General features: G+C 70.5%; 31 protein-coding genes. 21 read left to right on the top strand and 10 right to left on the bottom strand.

From position 1 onward, the window contains the following. Positions 1 to 411: 411 nt before the first annotated feature. Both SCA03_RS22210 and SCA03_RS22205 read right to left on the bottom strand, forming a co-directional pair. Positions 412 to 1,122: a FadR/GntR family transcriptional regulator gene (locus SCA03_RS22210; RefSeq protein WP_030880637.1), complete on the bottom strand. Its 711-nt coding sequence runs from the start codon at positions 1,120 to 1,122 to the stop codon at positions 412 to 414. A gap of 448 nt (positions 1,123 to 1,570) precedes the next feature. Next, positions 1,571 to 2,065, bottom strand: a complete 495-nt coding sequence (locus SCA03_RS22205; protein WP_230988846.1) for a chorismate mutase — start codon at positions 2,063 to 2,065, stop codon at positions 1,571 to 1,573. A 786-nt stretch (positions 2,066 to 2,851) separates the two neighbouring features. Here SCA03_RS22205 and SCA03_RS22200 point away from each other — a divergent pair. The 3 genes from SCA03_RS22200 (at position 2,852) to SCA03_RS22190 (ending at position 5,954) form a co-directional block, all read left to right on the top strand. Further along, the gene (locus SCA03_RS22200) at positions 2,852 to 3,652 is read left to right on the top strand and encodes an Fpg/Nei family DNA glycosylase (RefSeq protein WP_086816571.1); all 801 of its coding nucleotides are present in this window, start codon (positions 2,852 to 2,854) and stop codon (positions 3,650 to 3,652) included. 317 nt (positions 3,653 to 3,969) lie between these two features. After that, complete coding sequence (locus tag SCA03_RS37320; RefSeq protein WP_371863971.1) at positions 3,970 to 5,292, top strand: ATP-binding cassette domain-containing protein; 1,323 nt, start codon at positions 3,970 to 3,972, stop codon at positions 5,290 to 5,292. Between the two features lie 5 nt (positions 5,293 to 5,297). Beyond that, entirely contained in the window at positions 5,298 to 5,954 is a 657-nt protein-coding gene (locus SCA03_RS22190) for a hypothetical protein (protein ID WP_030880624.1), read from the top strand. A gap of 75 nt (positions 5,955 to 6,029) precedes the next feature. On the opposite strand, the gene SCA03_RS22185 is transcribed toward SCA03_RS22190, so the two are convergent. Further along, positions 6,030 to 6,518 (bottom strand): PPOX class F420-dependent oxidoreductase, encoded by a 489-nt coding sequence (locus SCA03_RS22185; RefSeq protein WP_086818035.1) that lies wholly within the window; start codon positions 6,516 to 6,518, stop codon positions 6,030 to 6,032. 981 nt (positions 6,519 to 7,499) lie between these two features. Here SCA03_RS22185 and SCA03_RS35785 point away from each other — a divergent pair. Then, a complete protein-coding gene (locus SCA03_RS35785) occupies positions 7,500 to 8,096 on the top strand; it encodes a restriction endonuclease (RefSeq protein ID WP_371863970.1) in 597 nt (198 codons plus the stop codon). Positions 8,097 to 8,347: 251 nt separating this feature from the next. Here SCA03_RS35785 and SCA03_RS37025 read toward each other — a convergent pair whose 3' ends face one another. Together SCA03_RS37025 and SCA03_RS22170 are read right to left on the bottom strand one after the other, a co-directional pair. Then, on the bottom strand, positions 8,348 to 9,463 hold the full coding sequence (locus SCA03_RS37025) for a pirin family protein (protein WP_086818247.1): 1,116 nt from the start codon (positions 9,461 to 9,463) through the stop codon (positions 8,348 to 8,350). Between the two features lie 377 nt (positions 9,464 to 9,840). Then, positions 9,841 to 10,293, bottom strand: a complete 453-nt coding sequence (locus SCA03_RS22170) for a VOC family protein (protein WP_030880613.1) — start codon at positions 10,291 to 10,293, stop codon at positions 9,841 to 9,843. A gap of 220 nt (positions 10,294 to 10,513) precedes the next feature. Between SCA03_RS22170 and SCA03_RS22165 the strand changes: the two genes are divergently transcribed. Continuing rightward, positions 10,514 to 10,771, top strand: a complete 258-nt coding sequence (locus SCA03_RS22165; RefSeq protein WP_086818248.1) for a hypothetical protein — start codon at positions 10,514 to 10,516, stop codon at positions 10,769 to 10,771. A gap of 220 nt (positions 10,772 to 10,991) precedes the next feature. Here SCA03_RS22165 and SCA03_RS22160 read toward each other — a convergent pair whose 3' ends face one another. Continuing rightward, a complete protein-coding gene (locus SCA03_RS22160) occupies positions 10,992 to 11,699 on the bottom strand; it encodes an RNA polymerase sigma factor (RefSeq protein WP_030885765.1) in 708 nt (235 codons plus the stop codon). 1,067 nt (positions 11,700 to 12,766) lie between these two features. Further along, complete coding sequence (locus SCA03_RS22150; RefSeq protein ID WP_030880604.1) at positions 12,767 to 13,186, bottom strand: MarR family winged helix-turn-helix transcriptional regulator; 420 nt, start codon at positions 13,184 to 13,186, stop codon at positions 12,767 to 12,769. Between the two features lie 56 nt (positions 13,187 to 13,242). Between SCA03_RS22150 and SCA03_RS22145 the strand changes: the two genes are divergently transcribed. The 4 genes from SCA03_RS22145 (at position 13,243) to SCA03_RS22130 (ending at position 16,616) form a co-directional block, all read left to right on the top strand. Then, complete coding sequence (locus SCA03_RS22145; protein WP_086818249.1) at positions 13,243 to 13,773, top strand: DUF6790 family protein; 531 nt, start codon at positions 13,243 to 13,245, stop codon at positions 13,771 to 13,773. Between the two features lie 23 nt (positions 13,774 to 13,796). Beyond that, positions 13,797 to 14,456 (top strand): TMEM175 family protein, encoded by a 660-nt coding sequence (locus tag SCA03_RS22140; RefSeq protein WP_086818250.1) that lies wholly within the window; start codon positions 13,797 to 13,799, stop codon positions 14,454 to 14,456. 294 nt (positions 14,457 to 14,750) lie between these two features. After that, positions 14,751 to 15,161, top strand: a complete 411-nt coding sequence (locus tag SCA03_RS22135) for a VOC family protein (RefSeq protein ID WP_141275594.1) — start codon at positions 14,751 to 14,753, stop codon at positions 15,159 to 15,161. 747 nt (positions 15,162 to 15,908) lie between these two features. Further along, entirely contained in the window at positions 15,909 to 16,616 is a 708-nt protein-coding gene (locus SCA03_RS22130) for a GIY-YIG nuclease family protein (protein ID WP_086815378.1), read from the top strand. Positions 16,617 to 17,026: 410 nt separating this feature from the next. Here the strand turns inward: SCA03_RS22130 and SCA03_RS22125 are convergent, their stop codons facing one another. From SCA03_RS22125 to SCA03_RS22115, 3 genes are read right to left on the bottom strand one after another with little or no spacing between them, the layout of a single operon-like run. Next, on the bottom strand, positions 17,027 to 17,320 hold the full coding sequence (locus SCA03_RS22125) for a hypothetical protein (protein WP_086815379.1): 294 nt from the start codon (positions 17,318 to 17,320) through the stop codon (positions 17,027 to 17,029). Then, entirely contained in the window at positions 17,317 to 17,763 is a 447-nt protein-coding gene (locus SCA03_RS22120; protein ID WP_086815380.1) for an ATP-binding protein, read from the bottom strand. Before SCA03_RS22120 ends, SCA03_RS22125 begins: the two co-directional genes overlap by 4 nt. A 45-nt stretch (positions 17,764 to 17,808) precedes the next feature. Then, positions 17,809 to 18,216: an NUDIX hydrolase gene (locus tag SCA03_RS22115; protein ID WP_086815381.1), complete on the bottom strand. Its 408-nt coding sequence runs from the start codon at positions 18,214 to 18,216 to the stop codon at positions 17,809 to 17,811. A 115-nt stretch (positions 18,217 to 18,331) separates the two neighbouring features. Here SCA03_RS22115 and SCA03_RS22110 point away from each other — a divergent pair, with 115 nt between their 5' ends. From SCA03_RS22110 to SCA03_RS22060, 12 genes are all read left to right on the top strand, one after another. Beyond that, positions 18,332 to 19,120 (top strand): GntR family transcriptional regulator, encoded by a 789-nt coding sequence (locus SCA03_RS22110; protein ID WP_086815382.1) that lies wholly within the window; start codon positions 18,332 to 18,334, stop codon positions 19,118 to 19,120. Positions 19,121 to 19,324: 204 nt separating this feature from the next. Beyond that, complete coding sequence (locus SCA03_RS22105; RefSeq protein ID WP_086815383.1) at positions 19,325 to 19,675, top strand: SCO3933 family regulatory protein; 351 nt, start codon at positions 19,325 to 19,327, stop codon at positions 19,673 to 19,675. Between the two features lie 2 nt (positions 19,676 to 19,677). Continuing rightward, entirely contained in the window at positions 19,678 to 21,054 is a 1,377-nt protein-coding gene (locus tag SCA03_RS22100; RefSeq protein WP_086815384.1) for an FtsK/SpoIIIE domain-containing protein, read from the top strand. A gap of 87 nt (positions 21,055 to 21,141) precedes the next feature. Beyond that, positions 21,142 to 21,303: a hypothetical protein gene (locus tag SCA03_RS35205; protein WP_158102285.1), complete on the top strand. Its 162-nt coding sequence runs from the start codon at positions 21,142 to 21,144 to the stop codon at positions 21,301 to 21,303. Between the two features lie 6 nt (positions 21,304 to 21,309). Further along, positions 21,310 to 21,942, top strand: coding sequence for a DUF2637 domain-containing protein (locus tag SCA03_RS22095; RefSeq protein ID WP_086815385.1), 633 nt, complete (start codon positions 21,310 to 21,312; stop codon positions 21,940 to 21,942). Between the two features lie 19 nt (positions 21,943 to 21,961). After that, positions 21,962 to 22,147: a hypothetical protein gene (locus tag SCA03_RS22090; protein WP_086815386.1), complete on the top strand. Its 186-nt coding sequence runs from the start codon at positions 21,962 to 21,964 to the stop codon at positions 22,145 to 22,147. Then, a complete protein-coding gene (locus tag SCA03_RS22085) occupies positions 22,147 to 22,338 on the top strand; it encodes a mobile element transfer protein (protein ID WP_030885718.1) in 192 nt (63 codons plus the stop codon). The genes SCA03_RS22090 and SCA03_RS22085 overlap by 1 nt, the downstream gene beginning before the upstream one ends. A gap of 24 nt (positions 22,339 to 22,362) precedes the next feature. Further along, the gene (locus SCA03_RS22080; RefSeq protein WP_086815387.1) at positions 22,363 to 22,557 is read left to right on the top strand and encodes a hypothetical protein; all 195 of its coding nucleotides are present in this window, start codon (positions 22,363 to 22,365) and stop codon (positions 22,555 to 22,557) included. A 16-nt stretch (positions 22,558 to 22,573) separates the two neighbouring features. After that, positions 22,574 to 22,846: a SpdD protein gene (locus SCA03_RS22075; RefSeq protein ID WP_086815388.1), complete on the top strand. Its 273-nt coding sequence runs from the start codon at positions 22,574 to 22,576 to the stop codon at positions 22,844 to 22,846. Between the two features lie 94 nt (positions 22,847 to 22,940). Next, positions 22,941 to 24,287, top strand: a complete 1,347-nt coding sequence (locus SCA03_RS22070) for a replication initiator (RefSeq protein WP_086815389.1) — start codon at positions 22,941 to 22,943, stop codon at positions 24,285 to 24,287. Then, positions 24,284 to 24,502: an excisionase family DNA-binding protein gene (locus tag SCA03_RS22065; protein WP_086815390.1), complete on the top strand. Its 219-nt coding sequence runs from the start codon at positions 24,284 to 24,286 to the stop codon at positions 24,500 to 24,502. Before SCA03_RS22070 ends, SCA03_RS22065 begins: the two co-directional genes overlap by 4 nt. Continuing rightward, positions 24,502 to 25,674, top strand: coding sequence for a tyrosine-type recombinase/integrase (locus SCA03_RS22060; protein WP_086815391.1), 1,173 nt, complete (start codon positions 24,502 to 24,504; stop codon positions 25,672 to 25,674). The genes SCA03_RS22065 and SCA03_RS22060 overlap by 1 nt, the downstream gene beginning before the upstream one ends. Positions 25,675 to 25,715: the final 41 nt, after the last annotated feature.

The raw sequence follows: 25,715 nt of genomic DNA, 5'->3' as shown, positions 1-25,715 counted from the left end.
GCGCCCACAGCGGGGCAGGGCAGGGCCCGGTTTCCGACCGCTGTTCGCGCGCACCGGATGTCCCGCGCGGCGCGCAGCGGCAACGCGTCGACGTCGACAGCTGTGCCACTCCTCGCCGCCCGGCAGCTCCCGACTCCCCGCCGGAAGGGGCGACGGGCCCAACAGCCGCCTTCCGTAGGCTCGTTCGCAGCAGACGGCAGTCCGCAGGCGCCTGCGCCGTGCCCACCGCCGACAGCCGCAGCTGTGTCGGCGGGCGTGCCACGCGCGTAACTCAAGACCGCGGCAACCGGACGGCTGCCGTCCCGTCCGGACACGGCTGTCCGAGACGCCGGGTACTTCCACAGCTGCGCTGCTGCGGATCGAGTCACGGCTGTGCTGCGCACGTTGAGCCGTCCCGGCTGGGACGAGTGCTCACTCCGCGTCGAGCAGCGCGTCCACCGCCTGTTTCGGCTTCGCGAGCAGCGCCCTTGCCGCTCGCTCCGCGACCTCCGGGTCACCTGTCGCGATGGCGTCCACCAGGTCGTGGTGGTCCGTCTTGTGGATCTGCGGCATCTGCTGGTCCTGCAACGCCGCGACCAACGCGTCCCGGACGGAGCTGCTGAACCAGCGGTACGTCGCGCTCAACGCGGTGTTGTGCGCGGCGTCCACGACGGCGATGTGGAACTCGATGTCGTGCTCCGCGTACATCTCGTACTGCCCGCTCGCCGGCTGGCCCTCGTCGTCCTGGAACGCGGCCTGCGCGGCGAGCGCCGCCCGCATCCGGTCGAGATCCTCCGGCCGGTGGCGCAGTGCGCCCAGCCGGGCACCCTCCGCCTCCAGGGCGATCCGCAGCTCCAGCACATCGCGTACGTCCGCGCGCTGCACGCCGCGCACGATGTCACCGGGGTCGGCCGTCGCGACGACGAATGTGCCCTCGCCCTGGCGCGAGCGCAGCATGCCCGCGTGCACCAGGACACGGACGGCCTCACGGATGGTGTTCCGGCCGACCTGGAGCTGCTCCGCGAGCGCGTGCTCGGTGGGGATGCGCTCGCCCACCGGCCACTCGCCCGCCGTGAGCTGTGCCCGTAGTTCGTCGACGACGGTGTCCACGAGCGACTGCCGTCCGGCGGCCTTCAGCGTCATGCCGTCCTCTCCTGCGTCTGCGTGCCCCGGGTCTGCTCGGCGACGCTTCCGCGGGCTCCCGGGGCCGTCTCGCGGCGCGTCTCGGGTGGAGAGCACGCGGTGCGTGCCTGTGCTCCGGCGGTCGGACGGGCCCCATGGATTGGGCCCGGTCACCGGATTGCCCAGTCATCCTACAAGTGCCTGCCGGTTGCCCGACGGCTCCACCCGGGAGACTCCGCTCACACCGGGAGGCGGGTGCCGGGGCGCAGGGGCCCGTGGCCCGCTGTGCGCTCCACCTGCCTGGTTTCTCCGTCGGCCCGCTCGGTGACGCGTCGGCTGGCTCCGCTGTGGGCCGGCGCCCCTCCCCGCCGCACGGAGGGCGCCGCCGCTTACCCCTGGCCCCGCTTCTTCCTCCGCTTCCTCCGCCGCGGCATCTGCCTACAGCTGAGGCGGACCGGTGTCGTCAGCCTCAGCAGACCGAAGCCAGCGCCCGGGACAGCCCGCGGCTGTGCAGAGGGTCGAACCGGCGCTGCACGGCCTGCCCGGCGGCTTTCGTCGTCAACGCGGCTCGGCAGCCTGGTGTCCCGCGCCGAGGCGCCACCTCGGTCAGTGCGTCGATCAGCCCGGTGGTGATCCGGTCCAGGGCGGGGCGTACCTCACCCGCCAGGTCCGGGCGGCCGGTGGGGCGTTGCTCCGGGTGCGCCCGCCAGCGCTGGAGAAGCCCGCGTTGCACGGCCTTGCTCGCCTCGATCTGGTCACGGAACACCCTCCTTGCGACCACCGGGTCGAGCCCGCGCGCCGTGGCCTTCCGGGCGGCCTCCTCCAGCACCACCCGTTCCCGCGCTGGGTCAGCCACAGGTGTCCCCGATCGCAGCTTCGCCGCGGCCACTTGATCCGCCAACTCAAGCCTCTCGGCGGAGAGTCCGGCCAACGCGGCGAAACCCCGGCCGTCTTCGCCCTGCACCCGCGCCGCACGATGGCCGGAGGCCGGCGGTGCGCCGGAGGTGTGCCCCGGTCCGGCCGCCGAAGACAACGGGAGCGGGGCGGCGGACGCCGGGCACGCGGTGAGCAGGACGACTGCCGCGGCCGGTCCGGCCAGCCATGCCACGGCTCGGAGCGCGGGCCGTGGACAGCGGGCACGAGCGCTCGGAGCCCTGACCGCGGACCGGCCCTGGACGGACGGACCCGGGTGTGCGGAACGAGTGTTCACCGGCACGGTGACCTCCTCGACGACGACAGCTCGACGGTTCTCCCAACTCCTCGGAATCGAGTGGGGAAATGGCCGGGGGGTCGAAGGAGCCGAAGAAGGCCGGGGCCTGACCCCGCGCTGAGTCCCATAACCGCAGGTGAGAGGCTCGGTGGCCGCTGCGAGGCCACGAGCTCACGGTCGGGCGGACCCGGTTGTCGGGCAAGTTATCCACAGGCTCTGGACATCGCTGGCGCGAACGGCCTTCCTCGTGAAACATGGTTCGTGCGCGGACGCCCCGCGGCACCAACCACCGGGCGGCCTCGCGTACTTGGTGCCCTGTGCCCGGGCCTTTTCGTCGTCTGCGCGCCCGGCCACCGTGCAGACGCTCTCCTGTACCGACCTCAGTAGACCGATCCCCCGACCGATCACCCGGCCCCGACTCGGACTCCGTACCAGCTCCTCCCCGCACGCGCCGATTCCGCACGCCTCGAACCGACCGACAGTTCACCCGGACGCTCAGCCGGCCGGGCTGCCAGGAGGTGACCGCCCTACGATGAGGAAATGCCTGAACTGCCCGATGTAGAGGGATTCCGCCGGACTTTGGACTCCTGTGCGCGCGGCAGGACGATCCGGCAGGTGGCCGTGCAGGACGCCGGCGTCCTGCACGGGGTCAGCACCGAAGGGTTCCGCAAGGAACTGGAGAAGCGCCGGTTCACCGAGTCCGACCGACGAGGAAAGTGGCTCCTCGCCCACACCGGGGGCCCCACGGTGCTCATGCACTTCGGTATGACGGGCCGGCTCGTGTGCGCGGAACCGGACGACACCCTGCACGCCCATGACCGCATCACCTTCACCCTGACAGGAGGCCATCAGCTCCGCTACCGCGACCAGCGCAAACTCAAAGGACTCTGGCTGGCCGACCGCCAGCAGGTCGCGGATCTGCTCGACGAACAGGGCCCCGACGCCCTGTCGATCAGCAGCCGAGACTTCGACGAGGTGCTCTCAGCCCACCACGGCGGCCTGAAGTCCACACTCACCAACCAGTCGGTCCTCGCCGGCCTCGGCAACCTGCTCGCGGACGAGATCCTCTGGCACGCTCGCCTGGCGCCGTCTCTCCGCGTGCAGGACCTCTCCCCGGACGAACGGGCAACGCTGTACAAGTCCATGGGCCAGGTCTTGAAGGCGTCCGTCCGCGAAGGGTGTGTACCGCCGCGCGACAACTGGCTGACCGGGCACCGCGACAACGGAGTCTGCCCGCGCTGCGGCACCCAGCTGCGGACCGGCCGTGTGGCAGGCCGCGGCACCGTCTGGTGCCCCCACTGCCAACCGTCCCCCGACCAGGACAGCACCGGCCGAGCCTGAACCGCCCGCCTTGCAACGGGCCGCCCGAAGATCCCGAATCGGTCGAGGGCGACCGACCGATCCCCGCACCTGGCGTCCCCGAATGCTGCACATACGGAGAGGAGTTGATGCGTAACCTTCTGATGGATTCCCTGAGCTGGTGTCGGGGGACGGGCCGTGCGCTCCCGGCCTGCCGCACCGCCGGCGCGCGCTGTAGCCTCCCCGCTCATGGGGAGGGAAACCACATGACCGCGGAGACCACGGGAAGGCCAGTTGTTCCGTTGCGGTTGGTGTCCGTCAGCAAACGCTTCGTCGGAGGTCGTTGGGCGCTCCGTGAGGTGCAAGCGGAGATACGGCCCGGCGAAGTGGTCGCGTTCTCCGGAAGCAACGGCTCAGGAAAGACGACGCTGCTGCGCATCCTCGCCGGCCTGTCACAGCCGACCGCCGGAAGAATCACCGGCCGACCGTCCCGAGTCGGTTACGTTCCCGACCGGTTCGTTCCCGACGCCCGTATGTCCGCCCGCTCCTACCTCCACCACATGGGCCGCCTCCAGGGGCTGCCCACCCGCACCGCGGCGGCCCGCGCCGAACGGTTGCTGGACCGTCTCGTGTTGCCCGACGGCTCCGAGGCCCCGATGGGCATCCTGTCCAAGGGCAACGCCCAGAAAGTCGCCGTAGCCCAGGCGTTGTTGGCGAAGCCGGGGCTCCTGGTGCTGGACGAGCCGTGGTCCGGACTGGACGCCTCCGCGCACGGTGTCCTGGCGGAACTGATGACCGAAGTGGCGGACGCCGGCGGGGCGGTGGTCTTCACCGACCACCGGGAGGCGATCACCCGCGCGTACGCCACCCGGACCTACCTGGTGGCCGGAGGACGCGTCACCCCCTACCACCCCGAGTCCCACGGCCGCCTTCCTCGACCCACCGACCACCCACCGACCGACGAACCCTCCGCCCACGGCCGACCCGCCCCGGCACAGGACGCTGCCGACCCGCATACCGCCGACCCGCACCCCGCCGTGCCCGGCATCCAGTCGGGCGCTCACACGACGATCACCTTGGCCATGCCGGGGCAGGGCCCGGGACCCCGCCCCCTCGACTGGTACGCCCTGCCCGGCGTCCGTGCCGCGACCGCTCAGCGGCGGACCTCCTCCGACGAGGATCCACCGCGAAGTCCGGGCGGACCGCTGCTGGAACTGACCGTTGACAGGGCGGCAACCGACACCGTCCTGCTGACCGTGCTCCAGCACGGGTGGTCGGTGGTGACCGTCAGCAGAGGCCCGGAAGCAGCCTCCGACACGGAGCGGCCGTCCGGCACCGGGACTTCCGGCAGCGGAGCTTCCGAGGCCGGGGCTTCCGACGCGGAGGCTGTCGGTGACGGGTCTGCTGCCAACAGCCCTGCTACCGCTGACCATTCCGGCACCGAGGAGGCCGAGAACACCGACGAAGGCAACGCATTCCAGAAGGAGGCCGGAACCGGGAAAGGACCAGAGGACGGGCCGGATCGCGACCGGCCCCGCCATCGGGCGGGGGACGAGCCGGAGGACGGGTCGGACGACGCGTCACACGAGTGGCCCGGGCGCGGGCCCGGCTCCACCGGGGACGCGCCGGGACGTGGACGTGCCACGGACGAGGACACGGATGAGGAGGGAGGGCCGCGGTGAACGGTATGCCTGCGCTGGTCCGGTACACACTGGCCACGGCGTTGCACTCGCAGCGCTATGTGGCGCCGATGCTGTTGTTCGCGGGCCTCCTGGGAGTGCTGACGGTCAACGGCAACGGACCGCTCCCGCCCGCTTACGCGGCGAGCGCGGGTGCGCTGTTCGTCTGCTCGACATGGTTGACCACCTCAATGCTGGCGATGGACGCGCCGAGCCAGCGTGCGATAGTCGCCGCGAACGTGGGCGGTACGGCGAAAACCCTGATCGGGACGGTGGTGGCCGCGCTGCTCAGCTGTCTCGGGCTGCTGGCGCTCGGTCTGCTGTTCCCGCTGTGGGTCGGGGCGTACGACCCCCTGCCGGCCGACTTTCTGCTGGGCGCCGAGGTGCAGCTCACCGGGGCGCTCGCGGGAGCGGCCGTGGGGGTGCTGTGTTCCCGGCTGGTCTTCCGACGGCAGGGCTACGCCCTGGTGACGGCCCTGACGCTGGTTCTCGCCCTGCTGTTCATCAAGGGCCTCCCACCGATGAATCTGCTCCTCACCGAACTCGCCACGACGCCCGACTCGTTCGCACTGATACCGGAGGCGACGGCGCAACTCATCCTGTCCATAGCCCTCCTGGTGCTCTCGGCGACGGTCGCGCACGCCGTGACCCTCTACCGGGATTGACCCGAAGCCTCGGCGGCCGGTCCGTGGTGGTCGGCCCGTGGCGGGCGGCCGGTGGCGGCAAGTCCGTCTTGGTGGTCAGTCCGCGACGCCCTGGAAGCTCACGATGTTGTCGATCGTCGCCCGAACCAGATACTCACCGGGCACGGCGTTGCGCTCGCCGTACTCCGCGGCCCTGTCCGGCCCCATGTAGCGCTCCGCGATACGGGTGGCCCAGAACCGCACGGTGTCGGGATCGTCGGTGAATCCGGCGGTGCACTCCAGCATGACGTAGCTGAACGGAGGGGCTTGATCGTCGATGCACAGGGAGAAGCGGGGGTCGCGGCGCAGGGCCTTGTGCTTGAGGGACGCGTGCCACGTGGTGAAGACGACCATCGGCACGGCCTGTCCGTCCCCGGTGCCGACTCCACCACCTGTCCCTGTCCCTCTTCCTGCCTCGCCGCCCTCGCCCTCGTCGAGCAGGAACCAGACGGGGGTGACGTGGGGGCGGCCGTCGGCACGGTGTGTGGCGAGCTTGCCGGTGCGCGTCCCGGTCAGCACGAACTCACGCCACTCGCTCTCGCCCATCGTTCTGATGACGAACCACTGAACCTTTCTCGTTCTGTCTCTCGGCTGTTCTGCCTTCTGCTGTTCCGTTTCGCGTCCCGCGCTCCAGGTCCCGCATTCCGCGTCTGAACTTCTGCGCCCGGCGTCCCGCGTCCCGTCCTTTCCGCTTGCCGTGGGCCTGTTATCGCCTGTCGCTGGTCCCTTCGGTATCAGCTCGGGGCTCGGGGGCGGTGCAGGCTCGGTGTCGATCATTGGGCGGGGAGGCTCTCGGGCTTCAACTCCGCGCTGCCTGCTGCTCGTTCGGCGGGGGCCCGGGCAGCGGGCGGCCGTCTGTCCGCTGTCGGTGCTGCGTGGTCCACTGGTGGGGCGAGGGGGTGGACTCGGCCGTGTCGGGTGGGCCGGATCGAACCGGAGGGGGCAGCACCGTGAGCAGCGTGAGTCCCGGAAGACACGTCGGACTGCACCGCATGAGGCCGCAGCGCATAGGACTGCATCCTGCACGGCTGCACATCGTACGGCTGCGCCGCGGACGGCCGCCGCGTATACCGCTGCGCCATGTACGGCGGTGCGTTCGCTGGGGCGTGGGGGCCGGTCAGGACGGCAGGCTGGAGGGGCGGGTCCGTGGTCAGGAAGGTGGCGGCGGCCGGGGGCGCGGATGTCGGCCGGGGCGAGGCGTTGTTCCGGCGCTCCGGGTGCTCGGGTGACGGGGCAGTGAGCGGGCGGAACCCTGCTCGGCGTCCGGGGCGGCGTGCGTCCGGGTATCCGCAACGTGTGCCGGTCAGCCGGTCCGCGGTACCTCGTGGGACCGGTAGGTCGGGTACCAGGGGCGCTGCCCGGTACGGGCCGGGGTCGCGGAACTCGTGGGCGGTACGGGCCCTTTCGGGCTTACGTCTCTTTCGGTGGGGTCGGTGGGGTCGGTGGGGTCGGTGGGGTCGGTGGGGTCGGTGGGGTCGGCGGGGTCGGAGGCGACGGCGGGGCGGTCCCGGGGCGCTGGGTGCCGTGGTGGTCGGCCTCGTGCTGGGGCTGTATGCGGTGGGTGCCGCGGTGCGGTGGCTGGCGGAGCACTGGTGGATACCGGCGGGGTGCGCCCTGGTGGCGGCGGCCGTGGGCGCCGCATGGTGGCGGGTGCGGGCCGAGCGTCGCCGCTGGGAGGCGGTCAGGGCCGCGGGCCTGCGCATGAGCCTGGACGAACTCGACGCCCTGCACCACACCCGCTTCGAATACGCGGTGCGCGACCTGATGTACCGCGACGGCTGCGCGGACGCGGTGCGGACCGGCGGACGAGGGGACAACGGGGCGGATGTGAAAGCCACCGATCCGCACGGCCGTCACTGGGTCATCCAGTGCAAGCACCGGGCGGCCGGCTGGGGCGGCGCCGCGATCGGCACTCCTGACCTGCATGTGCTCAACGGCACCGCACGCCAGGTCCATGGGGCCGATGTGGTGGTGCTCGTCACCAACGGTCGCTTCTCCCGCAACGCTGCGCCGTTCGCACGCTCCCAGCGCATCCATCTGGTGGACCGGCATCTGCTCGCCCGTTGGGCAGCGGGCCCGCAGCCCCTGTGGACCCTTCTCGACCATGTCCCGCCCGCACGCTGATCCACCGCGGTCACGGCTCGGCCCCGTCTGCCCACTTGTGATCCGGTTATGGCCCTGCACCGTTCACTTCCGAAACCGCCACCCCGGAGTCACTTGGAGCCATCCCGGAGCCGCCCCGCGCCGCCACAGCGCCCTCCGCTCGGCTCGCCTCGGTTCAGGCCCGCCCCTGCTCGGACGTCGGACCAGCTCCGGCCGGGACCCGGCTCATCCGGCACCGGCCAGGACCCAGCTCATCCGGCCCCGGCCGGGGCTCAGTGGGCGCGGAAGCGTGGCCGGGCGCGCAGGGGCGTCGTCGGCAGGGTCGGCGCGGGAAGGTCCGGCCCTTCGTATCCCTGCACGGCCCCGAACCGGTCGTCGGAGCCGGGGAGTTGACCAGGGGCGGCGCGGTCGGGGTACGGATCGGGAGCAACGCGGGACGAGGAGCCGGAGGTCGAGGCGTCGAGGGTGTCGGCGGCCTCGCGGGTCGTGCGCGCCTCGCGGGCCCGGCGTTCGGCCTCCCACGCGCTCCGGGCCTCGACGATCTCCTCATGGCTGCGGGCGACGAAGTTCCACCACATGACCAGCTGTTCCTCGAACGGCACACCGCCGAGCAGCAGCGCCCGCGTCGCGGTCTCCGCCGACAGCGACACCTCCCGCCGTCCGCGTCCCAGGTACAGCATGGCGCCGGGCGCGACCTCCCGGCCCTCGACCGTGACGGGATCCGCGACCGCGAGCACGGCGTGTTCGAAGTCGGCGTCCAGCGGCAGGCTCGGACGTGCGCCGGGGCGCAGGGCGATCTCGGCGCCGACGAGCGGGGTGGAGCAGCGTGCGGGCGAGGTGACGCCGCCCAGGTCGCCCATGAGGACGGTGACCGCGCAGCCCGATTCCTCGCCCTGCGGCAGGTCCGCATGGTGTTCGAAGCGGGCGGGTCCGTGCCGGTCCTGCTCGGTCTGGGCGACCCACAGCTGCACCCCGTGCAGGACGCCGGAACTCCCGGCAGGCGACTGCTCCGAATGGGCGATACCGGCCCCGGCGGTCATCAGGTTCAGTTCGCCGGGCCGCACCATCTGCCGGTTGCCGAGCGAGTCCTGGTGCCACACCTCGCCCTCGAACAGCCAGCTCACGGTCTGCAACCCGGTGTGCGGATGCGGCGGCACCTGCATGCCGGGCCCCCGGGCGACATCGTCGGGGCCGTAGGCGTCGGCGAAGCACCAGGCGCCGACCATCCGGCGGTCGCGGTTCGGCAAACTCCGCCGGACCAGCATGGCCCGTGGCCCGCCCAGCGGGACCTCTCGTGGGTCCAGCAGTTCGATGTCGGGCTCGCGACCACCGGTCTGCGGGCCCTCGCACACGGTCTGTTCGGCGGGACGCGCCTCCACATTGCTCACCCGGGAACCGTAGCCCCGCTCGTCCGGGCACGTCAGCGCCGCATCGCCTCGCCCCGCCTCACCCCGCCTCGTCCCGCCCCGCGGTGTCAGCCCTGTCCGCCGTGTCGGCCCCGCCCCCGCCTGGTCGGCCTTGGCCTTGTCCGGTCCTGCCAGCGCTGTCCGGCCCCGCCGCGGGCCCGTGTCCTGTCGCAGCGCGCCGCTTCCTGTCCAGCGGCAGCCTTGTCCGGCGCGGCCGTGGGTCCGTCCTCTCCAGCGGCAGTCCCGTCCGGCGCGGCGGCCGTAGGTCCGTCCCCTCCGGCGGGACCCCGTCCCGCTTCTGCCGCAGGCCCGCCCTGCTCCGCCGCGGCCCCGCCCGCCTGCTCTGCGACGGCTCCAGCTCACTGCGGTGTGGCCGGCGGATCGGCCAGCACACCCTCCAGCATTCCGGTCGCCTGCCCGACCTCGATGAGATAGCCGTCGGGATCGCGCATGTAGCACCGCAGCTCGGCCTTGCGGTCGATGGGCGGGGTCAGGAACTCGGCACCCTTCGCGCTCCACTCCCGGTGGCAGGCCGCGATATCGGCCACACGGATGTTGAGGAAGCTGGAGGCCCGCCCCGGATCGTCCGGGGTCTGCAACGTCACCTCGGGCTTGTCGGGTGTGGGCCCGCCACCCGGGTTCATGATCAGCCAGGCGTTGGCCAGCTTCACGATGCACGGGTTCTCGGCGAGCACCACTTCCCCGCCGAGCACCTCGGAGTAGAAGTGCCGCGAGCGGGCCACGTCCGCCACGGTGAGGAAGTGCGTGAGCAGGATCCCCGTCCGGGGCGCGGGCAGGTCTTCGTAACGCATGCGATCTCCCGTTCTCCGACCCCCACCTCCGGCCGGAGCGCACACCCGAGACCGCCGCCACCATCCCCGACGTCCTCGGACGCCCATCCGCCGCACGACGGCACCATCCGGGCAGGCCCTCCGCTCGCCATGGTGGGGGACGGCCGCGCAGCGCGAAAGCCGGGACCTGTGCCGGCCCCTTGCGGCGCCGTCCTACGGCTCCACCCCCGGTACGTCGGGAGTGGCAGCACCCGGCTCCCCGGGGGACGTCTTCGCCGAAGGCTCACCGGACGTGGACGGCGACGGCCCGGAGGGCGAAGAGGGCGAAGAACGAGAGGAAGACGACGAAGGAGAGGAGGAAGGAGAAGCGGGGGCGGAGGACGGTGAAGGGGAGTGCGGCGCGGTCGGTTCGGAGGGCGCGGGGCTGCCCGAGATGCCGGGAAAGTCCGCCGGGGGCTCCGGCTCCGTACGTCCCGGACTTCCGGGCAGCAGCAGGTAGCCGAGGACCAGCACCGCCGCCACGGCGGCAGCGACAGCGAACGCGGTCCGCCGCGCGCGACGTCCGCCCCGACGCCCGTCGCTCGGCGGCTCGTTGGGCGTCAGCGTATGCGGAGTGATCAGGTCCGCACGGGCCCGGAAGGCCGCCCGGAGCCGTACCTCCACGGCGCGGTGGTCCGCCGGCTTGCCGGATCCGAGTGGTTCACCGGAGCGGTGTGGTCTCACCGGCCCTCCTCCTCCAGCACCTTCTCCAGGGCGTCGAGGGCCCTGCTCGCGGTGGACTTCACCGTGCCGCGGGACAGCCCCAGCGTGTCCGCGATCTCGGCCTCCGACAGCTCCGACCAGTAGCGCAGCACGAGCACTTCACGCTGCCGCGAGGTCAACCGTCCCAGCGCGGCCAGCACTTCCCGGTGCTCCTCGGCCAGCAGGACCGCTTCGTCGACGGGTGCCTGGTCCGCCTCGTGCGGCGGCGTGTAGGTACGGCTCGTGCGCCGCCGACGCAGCACCGAACGCGCGGCGTTGACGACGGCGGTGCGCAGATAGGCGGCCGCGTCGTGCAGATCGTCCAGCGCGGTGCCGTACCGGCGGAACACGGCGGCGAAGGCGTCCTGGACCACGTCCTCGGCCGTGTGCCGGTCGTCGACGAGGAAGACCGCCATGCGCACCATGTCGAGCCGCCGGGCCCGGTAGAGATCGTCGAGCGAGGGCGGCGGCTCACCGTCCGCCTCGTCCGGCCCGCGGAGCATCCGCAGCCGCGGCTGCGTGTGGTCTCTCCCGGCCGGCGGCCCGTGCGGCGGCGATTCCGGCGTGACCGGGGGCGCAGCGCGCGACCAGCGCGCCAGGCGGAACCCGCCGCGCACCAGGCGCAGCCACCCGCGCGCGGCCGGCGTGTGCGCCGCCCCACCCGGCGGGACGAAAGCGAGCCTCATCTGTCTCGTCTACCTCATCCGACAGTTCGCATGGTTCCCGACCCCGAGGGCCCTGGTCCCCTGGGTCTCTGAGCCCGTGGGCCTCTGGGGCGTGCGCCGTGCGCCGTGCGCCCGGTGACCGGTCCGGGCCCACGGAAAGGCCCGGACCCGGTCACCCGGTGATCGTCAGCCGTCGTCCGCCGTCCGCCACTCGCGGACCGTCCGCCCCGGATGGCCCGACGGCACTGACGGCATCGATGACACCGGCTGCGTCGACGGCACCGACGGCACTGACGGCATCGACTACTTCGGCGCAGGGGCGGGCACAGCGCTCGACTGCCCCGGCTTCGTGGGCGCGGGCGCGGGGGCGGGCTGCGAGTGCCCGGGCTTCGTGGGCGCGGGCGCAGGGGCCGGCCGCGAGTGATCCGGCTTCGCGGGGGCGGGCCGCGAGTGGTCCGGCTTGGCGGGGGCCGGCCGCGGATGGTCCGGCTTCGCGGGGGCAGGCGCCGGCGCGGAGTTCGAGTGCTCGGGCTTCGGCTGCGGAGCGTGATCGCCAGAAGTGGCCTGGGCGGTGGCGACGCCACCACCGAGCAGCAGTGCGGCACCTGCGGCGAACGCCGGGATCCAGATCTTCTTGCGGCCGTGCGGCCGCGCTGTGCGAGCGTGCTTGAGGGACACGAAGTGACTCCGGAACGTAGTTGGTCACGCCGGTCGGCGGCGTAGGACTCGGCGGGCCCTCCGCCCCGGATGGCTTCCGGGGCGACGGCCCTGAACGAAAGGCGCCTTCACCCGACACGACGCGCGACCCATCCCGAGGTTGCGACCACCCCCGCAAAATTTCCGACCCGCCGCACCACGACGCACCCACCCGCCATCGCCCGGCCCCCGACACCCCGAACACCGGAACCCGAAGACCTCAACTCCGAAGCGCAGAACAGGAAAACCGTCTCCGGTACGTCTCCGAACCGGAGGTGAGCCGGACGGGAAGTCGGATGGGAAGCCGGGTGAGCCGGACCGGAAGCCGGACGTGAGGCGGGACAGGACCGGGGCAGGACCAGGGCAGGAGCCGCGGAACGCGGAGCGGCGACTCAGTCGGAGGCGAGGATCTCAGCCAGCCGAAGGGTGTCCTCGACGTAGCGTTCGTAGGGAAAACCGGCAGCGATGAGCGCGGTCCTGAACTCCTCGTCGAGCGGCTTTCCCGTGCTGTGGAACGCTTCCCGGCCGGCCTCGGTGAGGCGGACCAGCCGCCGCCGCGCGTGCTCGGGATCGACGGTGATCTGCACCAGGCCGTTCGCCTGCAACGGTCGCAGCGCACGGCTGATCGCCGGATCGGACACCGACAGGGCCTGCGCGAGCCGATGCTGCGTCGTCGGCTCGATGTCCTCCAACGTGCCGAGAAGCCGAATCTGGCTGTAGGTCAGACCGTCGCCGCCATCGGTACGCCGTCGCGCCGCCTCGCCCATCAGCAGGACCACGCGGTGCAGCAGGTCTGCGAGTCCATCATCCACGGCACCACTGTACCGGACTGTTGCGCGGTTAATATTAACCATGCAAGACTCAAGTCATGGACAACTTCTCCTACCTCGCGCAGTCCGCCTTCCCGCTGGTGTGGATCCTTGTGCCGGCCATCGGCGCCTTCGTGCGCACCCGCCACGCCTCGTCGCCCCAGCAGGCGCTGGAAACCTGGCAACGCTGGTGGGCCATCGGCGCCTTCGGCTGCGGCAGCCTGTGGATGACGGTCGCCTTCCTCGGCGTCCCGGACGTCATGGCCACGGCGATCGGCTTCGACCGGACGCCCTTCATGTTCGAGATCGCGTTCGCCAACCTCGGGCTGGCCGTCATGGGCTTCCGGGCCGCCTCGGCCTCCGCACGCGAGCGCCTCACCATCGGGATCGGCGGCGGGATGTTCCTCTGGGGAGCCCTGATCGGCCACGTCTACCAGTGGTTCGCAGGCGGTGACCACGCCCCCGGCAACACCGGCGGAGTCCTCGTCACCGACCTCCTGATCCCGGCGGTCATGATCATCCTGGCCGTCCGCTCCCGGCGTCTGGAACCGACCCCGCCCCGGTCGGCAACGCAGGCTGCCGCCACCTGACGCCGCGGGAACTGTCCCCCACCATGACGACGCAACACAGCCGCAGCCCCGCCCCCGACCCCGAGGGCGAAGAGGAGCGAACGGTCGCCACCGGCCGGCTCACCGCCTTCGTGGACGCGGCGATCGCGATCGCACTCACCTTGCTGGCCCTGGACCTCCCCGTCCCCGCCGGCGACACCACCGGTGCCATGCTGCGTTCGGCATCGGACCACAGCGAGGAGTACCTGGCCTTCGCGCTCAGCTTCGTGGTGATCGCCGCCCATTGGCGGGCCCACCACGAGGTCTTCCGATACGTCAACGCGCTGAGCAGCCGCCTCGTCGGCCTCACCCTGGCGTGGCTGTTCATGCAGGTCCTGATGCCGTTCGCGACCCGAGTGATCACCGCCGACGGCGCCTTCCCGCCCCGGTTCAGCATGTACGCGCTCGTGCAGGTCCTGGCCTCCACACTGATCGCGCTGATCACCCGCGAGATACGCCGCGCACACCTGTACCGCACCGACGTTCCACCCCGGGCGTTCGCCCAGAGCCGGTTGCGCAGCATCTGCCTGGCCGCGGTGTTCGGGGCGTCCATCCCCGTCTCGTTCCTGACCACGAGCACCGTCGCCTACCTGTCCTGGCTCGCGGCCCCGCTCGCACTCGCCCTCGCCCAACACCTCCAAAACCGCGCACCGTCCCGCCACTGACCAGCACACCGGGCAACGGCAGCCCAAGCCGCCCACGACGAGCGCGCACACAGTGCCCCCACGCTCAATGACCCCGAGACCCCGAGGCCCCGAGACCCCGAGACCCCGAAACCCGAGAGCCAAGTCGCAACACGGACACACCACTTACCCAGCAACCCCCCGACACCCCCCCCCGGTCGGGAGGGTCCCGCCCCCCGACCGCCGGTTGCCGGGACCTGCTGGACCACGCGGGGCACGGGAAGGCGCCGCCACCTGGGCCTGTCCCGAATCCGTAGCTCGTGACAACATCACGGAATGCTGCGACTCACCGACTTCATCATCGACTGCCCGGACACCATGAAGCTGGCGGCGTTCTACTCCGAGGTGACGGGCCGTCCGATCAAGGAAGGCAGCTCCGCGGACTGGGCCGGCATCCAGTTCGGCGAGGTGGAACTGGCATTCATCCGGGTCGACGACTACCGCGCTCCGCAGTGGCCCGACAGCGAGCACCCCAAGCAGTTCCACCTCGACTTCGAAGTCGACGAGATCGAGCCCGAGCAGCGCCGCGTCCTCGACCTCGGCGCAACGCTGAAGCAGGACTTCATCGGCCCCGACGGCTACGGCTGGCAGGTCTACACCGACCCGATCGGCCACCCCTTCTGCCTCTGCCGCAACAAGGGCGTCACCTGGACCGAAGACGGCCCAACCTGGCCCCAGCACAACTAACTCACCCGCCCCTTTCCGCCCCGGTACCGGGCGCCCCCCGCCGAAGGCAGGAGCGCAGCAGGGCGGTGCGGTGAAGCCGTGGAGAAAGCCGTGCCCCAGGAACCGGACGCCGAAGAACTCCCCAGCACAGAGCAGAAGCTGTCGCCCTGGCACCGTGCAAGAACGAGGAGGCGGAGACGATGCACGCGCATCAGCACCCCGACGCGGGCACAGTCATGCCCGCTGCCCTCGCAGGATGAGGCCCGACCAGCCACTCAGCACGCGGGTACTGCCCTGATGGCACCTCGCTGCGGAAACAACAAAGAACCCCCGGGTCACTGGCCTGGGGGTTCATGTCTGAGCGGGCGACGGGAATCGAACCCGCGCTCTGAGCTTGGGAATCACCATGCAACCTTGTTGTACTGCCCGTTTGACCTGTGGCTATGTCCGGTTGCCCAGGCCTGCAAGGCTCGGCTGAGACCCGTATTGACCGCCGTTGACCGCCCCTTCTGGTGCGTATCTGGTGCGCGCGCCGAGCAAGCATGTCCTCGGTCGGTGTCAGCGCTCCGGTGGCATGACCTCGCCGCCGTCGCAGATCGTCCCGCGGGGGCGTTGGTCAGCGGGTGCGACGGCCGTCACCTTCCGGTGCCCTCTGTCATCGTCGGCCACCCTCGTACAGCCCACAGAGGTCTAGACGTCATGCAGTTTCAATTCTGCTGATCTTGCAAAACCGTAACGAATGTCCACGCAACGTGCTAGGAATGCAGCATGACAGTAGATGATGCGAACAAGGCGGGGTACATATACATCCTGGTAAATTCCTCTCTTCCGAACCTCGTGAAAATTGGATTGACCAGAGGGCCGACGAAACGACGCGCTGCCGACCTGTCCCGTAGCTCTGGAATTCCAACCCCTTTCGTTATCGCCTACGATGAGTTGGTTGCCGATTGCGCGACAGTCGAAAAATGGCTGCATGAAAAATTCGCCGCCTTCAGGGAGAATGAGCGCAGAGAGTTCTTCCGAATAACGCCGAAGGAAGCGATCGACGGCCTCCAGAAAGCGGCGCGATTCTCGCCGTTCATCGATGACGAAGATATGGTGCGAATTGATGTTCTGCCGATCTTTGATGCACGCTGTCGCCGCTGGCTACGCAAGGACCTTGTTGGGCTAAGCTATCTTCAAACGCGCACACTCTGCGCCCTGGAGATGGCCACTCAGGAAGACTTCAGGGAAAGTGATTTCAAAGTAGTTCGCGAGAATCTGGATTTCATATCCGATTCGAGAGACCTTCTTTTTAGGCCCGAAGTTGAACCGGAAGAAAATGCGCGCCGCCTAGTCGCAATGGATAGCTACTCTTTGATCATGTGCTTCGATTTCATCGATAGGGAGGTGGGGATTTGGCTCAATGAACAGTCGGACGGCGATGTTCCTTTCTCGGCGCGAGCGTTCGACTCGACGTGGCAAATTCAACAGTAGTGACAGCGCGTGCCTGGGCTTTTTGTTTCCTGAAGGCAGCGGCACAAAGGTCGGTGGAGCGGCTTTGGGCTGGAGCTGCTTTGGCGCGAGAGATCAGGGGGCCTTACGCTCACCAGCGGATCGGGCAGCCCTGGCCTGCCCGCGTAGTGCCCGATCGGCCCCCTGATCTTGGAGGCTCGCGCCAAAGTGGCTGCCTAAAGCCGTGGAGCCGACCGCCCCAGCCACGACGTACCCCTTCTCTGACCTCAACTGGCCGCTGTCTGCTGTCGCGCGGGGCGGTGGGGGCGTGCCGGAGCGGGGCGGAGACAGGAGCGGCGGCGCGGTCCCGCCGCTCCGCGCGCGGGCCGCGTCAGCGGGCCGCCTTGAAGTCGTAGAGAAAGTTGTTACGCACGCGCCTCGTGCGCAGAGGGTCAGGCAATAGGGCTGATCGTCCAAGTTGCCGCCGTGGTGCGCTGCTTGAGGGTGAGTGTGTGGGGCTTGCCCGCTTCGAGGTCGTGGCCTGCTGCTTGTTGGCCGTGGTCGAGCCAGGATCGGGCTTGTTTGTAGGTCTCTTCGTCCAGCGTGATCGCGATCATCATGAGGCTGATGCGGACCCAGCGCAGGGCTTCGCGGGGGCTGTGAGCGTCGTAGATGCCGAGTCGGTGTTCGTTGACGTAGCACTCGCAGTAGTAGACCTGCGTCGAGTGTGGCGGCTGAGTGGTCATAGCGTCGGCCGTCCCGCGATTTGTGCCGTGTGCTCGTCGGTTCCGCCGGCCATTTCGACGGTGACGGTTCGGCCGTAGTCGTCGCCGCTGATCCGTACGCGACTGGCGAGCGCGGTCACGAGGCCCAGACCGCGACCGTTGATGTCGTTCTCGTCCGGTGATTCGACGTGCGGTTTGGTCTCGGCCCCGCCGGTGTCCGTGACCGCCAGGACGACCGTGCCGGGTGAGCGGTGCAGGGAGACGTGGAAGCTGCCGTTGGGGCTGCCGCTTGCGGAGTGCAGCAGTGCATTGGAGCCCAGCTCGCTCACGATCAGGGCTGCGTCGTCCGCGTACGGCGTGCCGCTCAGCACGTCGCGGGTCCAGCGGCGGACTCGGCCGATCTCTTCGGGGAGACCTGGACAGGTGAGTTCCCAGATCCTCACTTTGCTCGTATACTCGTGCATACAAGTTCCTCTGCGCTGGTGGCCGCTATGAAGAGTGGGTTGGAGCTAGATGAGTTTCACGCCGTCGTGGGCGCGGATGGCGGGCGGGGATGCCGCGTCAAGCGCGTCCAGGACGCGGACCGCGTACGCCTCATCCGCCAGCTCGGAGACTTCCTCGCGGGTCGCCCAGCGCAGGGCGCAGGTCTCCTCGCCGGTCGTCGGAGTCCCGTCCGCCACTTCGCAGCGGAAGACGAGCGAGACGATCAGCCCGGTCATGTTCTTGTAGACGCCGGTCAAGGTCGCCGGAAGCGCGATCTTGACGCCGGTCTCTTCCAGGACTTCGCGTTGAAGGGCGTCGGGGATGGTCTCCCCGGCTTCGAGGACGCCGCCCGGGGGCTCCCACTGGCCGTTGTCACGGCGCTGGATGAGCAGCGCGCGGCCCTCGTCGTCGACGATGACCCCGGCGACGCTCACGGAATGGGGGCGCTCTGCGGTGCTCACGTTCCTCGGTCTCCCCTCAGCTGACTAGGCTCTCCACCGTAGCAACACGACTCAGCATCTCGTCTAGATATCCAAAGGAGTACGACCTATGGCAGCTCTCCCGGCCGGCGTCCTGGGGACGCTGGATCCGACGAGCGATCGCGCGGTCTTCCGGCAGATCGCCGACCAGCTCCGCGAGGCCATCGACAAGGGACGCTTCAAGGAGGGCGCCAAGCTGCCGTCCGAGTCGGAGCTTGTCGACCACTTCGGCGTCTCCCGGATGACCGTCCGGAACGCGCTCTCGATCCTCCAGAGCGAAGGGCTGATCTCCTCCGAGCACGGCAAGGGCGTCTTCGTCCGGCCCCGGCCGCCCGTGCGGCGCCTCGCCTCGGACCGCTTCGCGCGTCGCCACCGCGACCAGGGGAAGTCGGCGTTCACGGTGGAGGCGGAAGCCGCCGGTTCGCGGCCCGAGGTGGACAGCCTAGAGGTCAAGGAAGAGCGGTCCACGCCGGAGATCTCCGCCCGGCTCGGGTCGGCCCGGAAGGTGCTCGCCCGGCGGCGCCGGTATCTGCTGGACGGGCGGCCGGTCGAGTTCGCTACCTCGTACCTCCCGCTCGACCTGGCGCGGGGTACGCAGATCGCCGAGCCGAACCCCGGGCCCGGTGGGATCTATGCCCGGTTGGAAGAGCTGGGGCACCGTCTCGATCACTTCGATGAGGAAGTGCGGGCGCGGATGCCTTCGCCAGGGGAGGTCAAGGCGCTGCGGCTGTCGTCCGGTGTGCCCGTGATTCACCTGGTGCGGACGGCGTACGACACCGAGGGGCGCGCGGTCGAGGTCTGCGACACGGTCATGGCCGCCGACGCGTACGTGTTGGCCTACCAACTGCCCGCCACCTGACGGCTGGAGGGCGCTGCGATGGTGCGTCCGGGTGCTTCTTGCGAACTCGTACACACCGAGAGGCATACTCGTATAGACGAGCAGGGAAGTCGTATGGCACAGTGGCTTGCATCCCAACCGAACGAGCCGGGATCGAGCTTGACGCGACTTGTCTAGACGACTAGCTCTCGCCGGGACCGGTTCACCAAAGAAGGAGTAACTACCTTGCGCACCATCCGTGTTGACACTTCCGCCGCCTCCGTCCTGCTGACCGAGGTTCCTGAGCCGAAGGTCCGGGACCGGCAGACGGGCGAGATCGCCAAGGACGCCATGAGCGGTGAGCCGCTGATGAAGGTCGGCGTCGTCTACATCGATGAGGGGGAATCCGCGCTCATCCACGTGACTGTGCCCGAGAGCGGTGTAACCGAAGGGCTCGCGCTGGGGGCTCCGGTTTCGCTGCCGGGGCTGGTCGCCCGGCCGTGGGAGTCCGTGTTCAACGGGCAGCAGCGGCACGGCATCGCCTACCGGGCCGCCGCCATCGCCCCGGGCGCCATTCCGGCGGGCGTGGGGGCCTGACCATGTCGGAGCTGGCGACGTTGATGGAGGTGGGTGGTCCGGTCGCCGCGTTCGGTGGCGGGGCCGCCTACCTCCGGGCCCGGCACCCGGCCGCCTACTGGTCCACGGTCGGCATGCCCGTCTCCGCCGCGCGGCTGCTGGGCACGTACAGGTCGGTCATGGAGGCATGTGGGCTGACCGTCGAGCCGTCGCGGTGGCGGGCGCTGGCCGTACGGGCTGTGGCTCGGCGGGAGGTGCGGCCGGTACCTCCTCGCCGTGGGCTGCTGCGGCCTACCTCGACCGGACTGCGGATACGGCTCCGGCTCGCGCCGGGGCAGGAGCCCGCCGACCTGGCCGCCTCCTGCGAGCGGCTGCGGCACGCGTGGGGTGTCCACGCCGCCTACGTCGAGCCCGTCAAACCGGGTGTGGTCGAACTGCGGCTCGTCGGGTTCGATGTGCTGCGACGGGTGCGGATGCCGCGTAAGGCCGGTGGCGGGCTGCTGCGGGTGCCCGTGGCCCTGCGGGAGGACGCGACAGCCTTCGTCCGCGACTACCTCACCGTCCCACACGAACTCGTGCTCGGTGCAACGCTGTCGGGCAAGTCCATGTACCTGCGGCACCTGATCAACGGGCTTGCCGGGCAATCGGTCGCCCTCGTCGGGATCGACTGCAAGCGCGGGGTTGAGCTGGCGCCGTTCGCGCCTCGGCTGTCCGCGCTGGCCACCGATCCGGAGCAGGCGGCCGAGCTGCTGCCCGCGCTGGTCAAGGAGATGGAGGAGCGATACGACCTGATCCGCGCCCGGCAGGGCATCGCCCCGTCCACGCCAGATGAGGAGATCACCTCGGACGTGTGGGGTCTCCCGGAGAGCGAACGACCGGTGCCGATCGTGCTGTTCGTGGACGAAGTTGCAGAACTCTTCCTCGTCGCCACGAAGAAGGACGAGGAACGGCGCGACGAGATGGTCACTCAGCTCATCCGCCTGGCCCAGCTCGGCCGCGCCGCCGGGATCTACCTGGAGGTGTGCGGGCAGCGCTTCGGCGCCGAACTGGGCAAGGGCGCGACCATGCTGCGCGCCCAGCTCTCCGGCCGCGTCTGCCACCGCGTCAACGACGAGCCCTCGGCCAAGATGGCGCTCGGTGACATCGCCCCCGAAGCGGTCGGCGCCGCCTGCACCATCGCCCCCGAACGCCCCGGCCTCGCCGTCGTCGGCGACACCTCCGGCGGCTGGTCCCGCATCCGTTCCCCGTACCTGTCGCTGGCCGATGCCGCCGCGCGCTGCCGGGAGACCGCGCACCTGGTGCCCGAGCTGCCCGCGCTGGAGCGCTTCCGGCCCGCCGTCCCATCTCGGCCGGTTGAGTCTCCGGCACCGCTGGTCAAGCCGCGCCCCGTGACCGACTGAGTTCCCGTTCCCCGATTCGGCCGGCGCGTCCGCCTCGCGCCAACTCCCTACCCCTCCCATGCCTGAAACCGGAAGGAGCGAGCCGCCATGTGCGACCGCTGCCACGACTACCGCCGCACCGCCCGCCTCCTCCTCGACCTGGCGCAGTACGTCAAACGCCCCGGCGCTGACGCGCGCTTCGCCCACACCGTCGCCTACGCCTTGGCCGCGTCCCTCCCGCGCACGACGAACACGACGCGGAAGAGGTGACGGCTGGTGCTCAAGTGGCCGCCGCGCCTCGACGCCGTACTCGTCCAAGCGATCATCGCCGCCGCGCTGTCCTTCGCGCACCTGCACGACCTTGCGGCGGCGGCCGGACAGGACGGCTGGAAGGCGTGGGCCTACCCGATCTCCGTCGACCTGCTGATGGTCGCAGCTTGGCGCCGTCTGCGGTCGGGGCGGGACAAGGCGGCGGCCTGGTGCTGGTTCCTCGTCGCCCTCGCTGCCTCACTCGGCGCCAACATCGCCACCGCCGGTCTCCTCGACTTGGGCGACGTGCCGGACTGGCTCCGCATCCTCGTCGCCGGATGGCCCGCCCTGGCCTTCCTCGGCGGAACGCTGCTGGCCCACACGGCAACGGACGCGCCCACCCCGGAAGCGAAAGACGAGCCGACGCCCGTCCCTGCTGCGGCCGACGCCGCCGAGCCAGAGCCGACACCCGCGCCCGTTGACCAGCCCCCGGAGCCGGATCGGTCGGCCCCGGTCCCCGCCGCTCTCGTCGAGCACGCGCGCAAGGTCGCCGACGCGCACCGCGTCCGGACCGGCGCCCCCATCGACCCGGACACCCTCCGCGCCCGACTCGGCGTCCCCGCGCCACTCGCCGCACAGATCACCGCCCAACTCACCTGACCGAACTGGAGGACCCGCCATGCCCGGACGTACTCCCGACGCCTTCGACTTCCTCGACGCGGCCCACGAGATGGCCACGACCGGCCGCCCCACCCTGGCCCGACTGCTCGCCGAAGAGGCCGCCGCACTCATCACCGACCCGGAAGAAGCCGCGCGTATCCTGCGCGACTTCCCTGGCGGCTCCCTGCGCCTCAAGGACTGCTGATGCCCGCCAACCGCCGCTTCCGCGCCGTGACCCGCATCGGCCCCGTCCAGGTCGGCACCGCCTACGACGCACGTGGCCGCGAGAAGCACACCGCCGCCTGCACGGCCCCGCGCTGCGGCTTCTCCGCCGACTACGACTCACGCGCCGCCGCCGAGCTGGCCGCCCGCACCCACCGCTGCCCCGTCCGCTGACCCGCCCCGAAGGAGACCGCGCTCGTGTCCGTGAACCTGCCACTGGTCGTCGTCCTGGGCCTGATCGTCTGGGGCGCCGTGAAGTTCCTCGGCGTTCGCGTCTGGCTCGTCGTCGTGATCGCGCTCTTCGGCTTCTACCTCGCCGACACCTTCCTCGCCCCCGCCATCGACAACGGCACCCGCAACGGTGTCGAGGCCGTCAACGGCACCCACGACTGAGATGGGAGAACCAACCATGCTGCTCCGCCCGCAACTGCCCTCGGCTCCCAACCTCCCGACCGCGCCGACGCACGCCCATGAACCGGCCTGCGCCTGCCAGCACACGGTGCAGCCCCCGGCGCCCCGCCGGGCGCTGCCGTCCGTGAGCACGGGCGCCGTGGCCCTCGTCCTGGTCGGCGGCGTGGTCGCCACCGCGCTCCTGGCCGCCGTCGCCGTCTCGGTCATCTCCGTCGCCGTCGCGGCCGTCGTCCTGCGCTCGCTCCTCAACAACCAGCAGCGCAACCGCTGAACGGCTCCCGGGGCGGCCTGACACCGCCAAGCATCCGCCGCCCCGGCAGCCCTCACCTTCCCGACTGCCAAGCCTGAGAAGGAGTACAGCCATCATCACGCGCCACGCCCCGGCCCCGGTCGCCGAACTGGCGAAACTCGCCACAAACGGCACCCTGCCCGGTACCCTCCGCCAGCTCTCCGGTCTCGGCGGCTGCACCAACCCTGTACGCCTAGCCGGACACCGCACCGAGCACCGCGTCGACACCACCACGGGCGAGATCGGCCCCGCCCTCCGGCGCCTCGACTCCAACGACCTTCCCGCCGGTGACCTCCTGGTCCGCTGCGGCAACCGCCGCACCACCCGCTGCCCCGCCTGCGCCGAGACCTACCGCCGCGACGCCTTCCACCTGATCACCGCCGGACTACGCGGCGGCAAGGGCACCCCGGAAGAAGTCACGTCGCACCCCCGCGTCTTCGCGACGTTCACCGCGCCGAGCTTCGGCCCGGTCCACAACCGCCCCGGCCCCCGCCCCTGCCGCTGCGGTCGGTATCACGCCCCCGATGACCCGTCGCTGGGTACGCCACTGAATCCGGATCGCTACGACTACGAAGCCGCGGTGCTCTGGAACGCTCACGCCGGGATGCTCTGGCGCCGCTTCACCATCCACCTGCGCCGCGAGATCGCCAAGCGCGCAGGACTCACCCAACGCGAGCTTCCCGAACGCGCCCGAGTGTCCTTCGCCAAGGTCGCCGAGTACCAAAAGCGCGGCGCCGTTCACTTCCACGCCGTCATCCGCCTGGACGGCCCCGCAGGCGGCGAGACCGCACCCCCGCACTGGGCTACGCCTGAGCTGCTGACCAACGCCATCCGCGCCGCCGCATCCCGCGCCCTCATCCCTGGCCCAGTCCTCGACGGCCGCGCCCCCACCTTCGCCTTCGGCCCCCAACTCGACATCCGTACGATCCACGGCCCCGACTTCAACGGCGGCCAGGCGCTCACGGATCGCGCGGTCGCCGCGTACATCGCCAAGTACGCCACCAAGGGCGCCGAGACCGCGACGGGCACCCTGGACCGCCGCCTACGTTTCGTCGCCGAGCTGGCCTCCCTCGACCTGCCCGCACACGCCGAACGCCTCATCCGCACCGCCTGGGCCCTGGGCGCTCGCAAGGATCTCGAACACCTCCGCCTGCGCGCCTGGGCCCACATGCTCGGCTTCCGGGGCCACTTCTCCACCAAGACCCGCCGCTACTCCACCACCCTCGGAGCCCTCCGCGCCGCCCGTGCCGAATGGCGCCGCCTCCAAGCCGCCATCGCGTGCGGAGACGACCCACACCCTGTGGACGGCCCGGACGAGACGACGCTTGTTCTCGCCCACTGGACCTACACCGGAACCGGCCTGACGCCAACCGAACAGTGGCTATCGGCATCCCTCGCCACGGAAGGAGACATCGCCCGATGAGCGGCCGTGACCGTTACCTCAACGTCGACCAGGTCGCCGAACTCCTCGGCACCACGTCCCGCTTCCCGCGCCGCCTCATCGCCGAGCGCCGCATCACCTTCGTGAAGGTCGGCCGGCATGTCCGCATCTCCGAAAGCGCGCTCGCCGAGTACATCTCAGCGCACACGGTCCAGCCGACCCGGCCCCGCCGTAGCCGCGTCCGGAGGGCTGCCTGATGGGGAACAAGAAGGGATCGCGCCGCCGCTTCGGCGCCGTACGCCAGTACCGATCCGGTCGCTGGACCGCGAGCTATCAGGACCGGACCGGGCAGGAGCACAGAGCGCCCGAGACCTTTGCCACGAAGACGGACGCTGAGGTCTGGCTCTCTCAGGTCGAGGCCGATCTCACACGGGGCGACTGGCGTGACCCGGACGCCGGGGCCGTGAACTTCGAGACCTACGCCCTCGAATGGCTCGACGAACGGGACCTCGCCCCGACCACCGAGGAGCTGTACCGGCGCCTGCTCCGACTCCACATCCTTCCGACCTTCGGCACGTACGATCTGGACGAGATCACCTCGCCCCGCGTCCGCGCCTGGCGAACGGAACGGCTCAAGGCCACCGACGCCCGGACTACCGTGGCCAAGGCGTACCGCCTCCTCAAGGCCGTCATGGAGACCGCCGTGGATGACGAGCTGATCCGCCGCAACCCGTGCCGTATCAAGGGCGCGGGAAAGGAGAGGGCGGCCGAACGTCGCACCGCCACCGTCGCCCAGGTCGACGCCGTCGCCGACGCCATGGGCCCACGCTGGCGCCTCATGGTCTACATTGCCGCGTACGGTCCGGCCCGGCCGGAAGAGCAAGCCGCCCTCCGTCGTCCCGACGTAGATGTCGACCGCGTAGGCGTCTGGATCCGCACCGCCGAGCCGGAACTCTGCACCGGCCGCCGCGCCCCCGGCGACACGAAGTCAGAGGCAGGTAAGCGATTCCTCGTCTTCCCGGCCTTCATGAAGAAGGACCTCGAACGGCACCTCGCCTGGTTCGCCGAGAAGGAAGAAGACGGACTTCTCTTCGTCGGCGAAAGAGGCGGCGCATTCCGGCGTTCCACCTTCGGGCGGAAATGGCGCCGCGCCCGGAAGAAGGCGGGACTCCCGGACGACTTCCGGTTCTACGACCTCCGGCACACCGGGCATACCCTCTCCACCCGCTCCGGCGCCACCCTCAAGGACACGATGGTCCGCGCCGGCCAGTCCTCCGAGCGAGCCGCGCTCATCTACCAGCACTCGGACGACGACCGTCAGACCGAGGTCGCCGCCGGGCTGGACGATCTGGTGCGCACCGAGCGGCAGAAGGCCAAGGGCAAGCAGGAGAACGGACCTTCTGGTGCGCATCTGGTGCAAGGCGCCTAGCGCAGCCCAGCAACAAAGAACCCCCGGGCCTCTGACCAGGG

The sequence above is a fragment of the Streptomyces cacaoi genome (genome assembly GCF_006539165.1).
Taxonomy (GTDB): domain Bacteria; phylum Actinomycetota; class Actinomycetes; order Streptomycetales; family Streptomycetaceae; genus Streptomyces; species Streptomyces cacaoi.
Note: the sequence above shows the minus strand (reverse complement) of the source record. Positions and strands in the feature narration are given on the sequence as shown.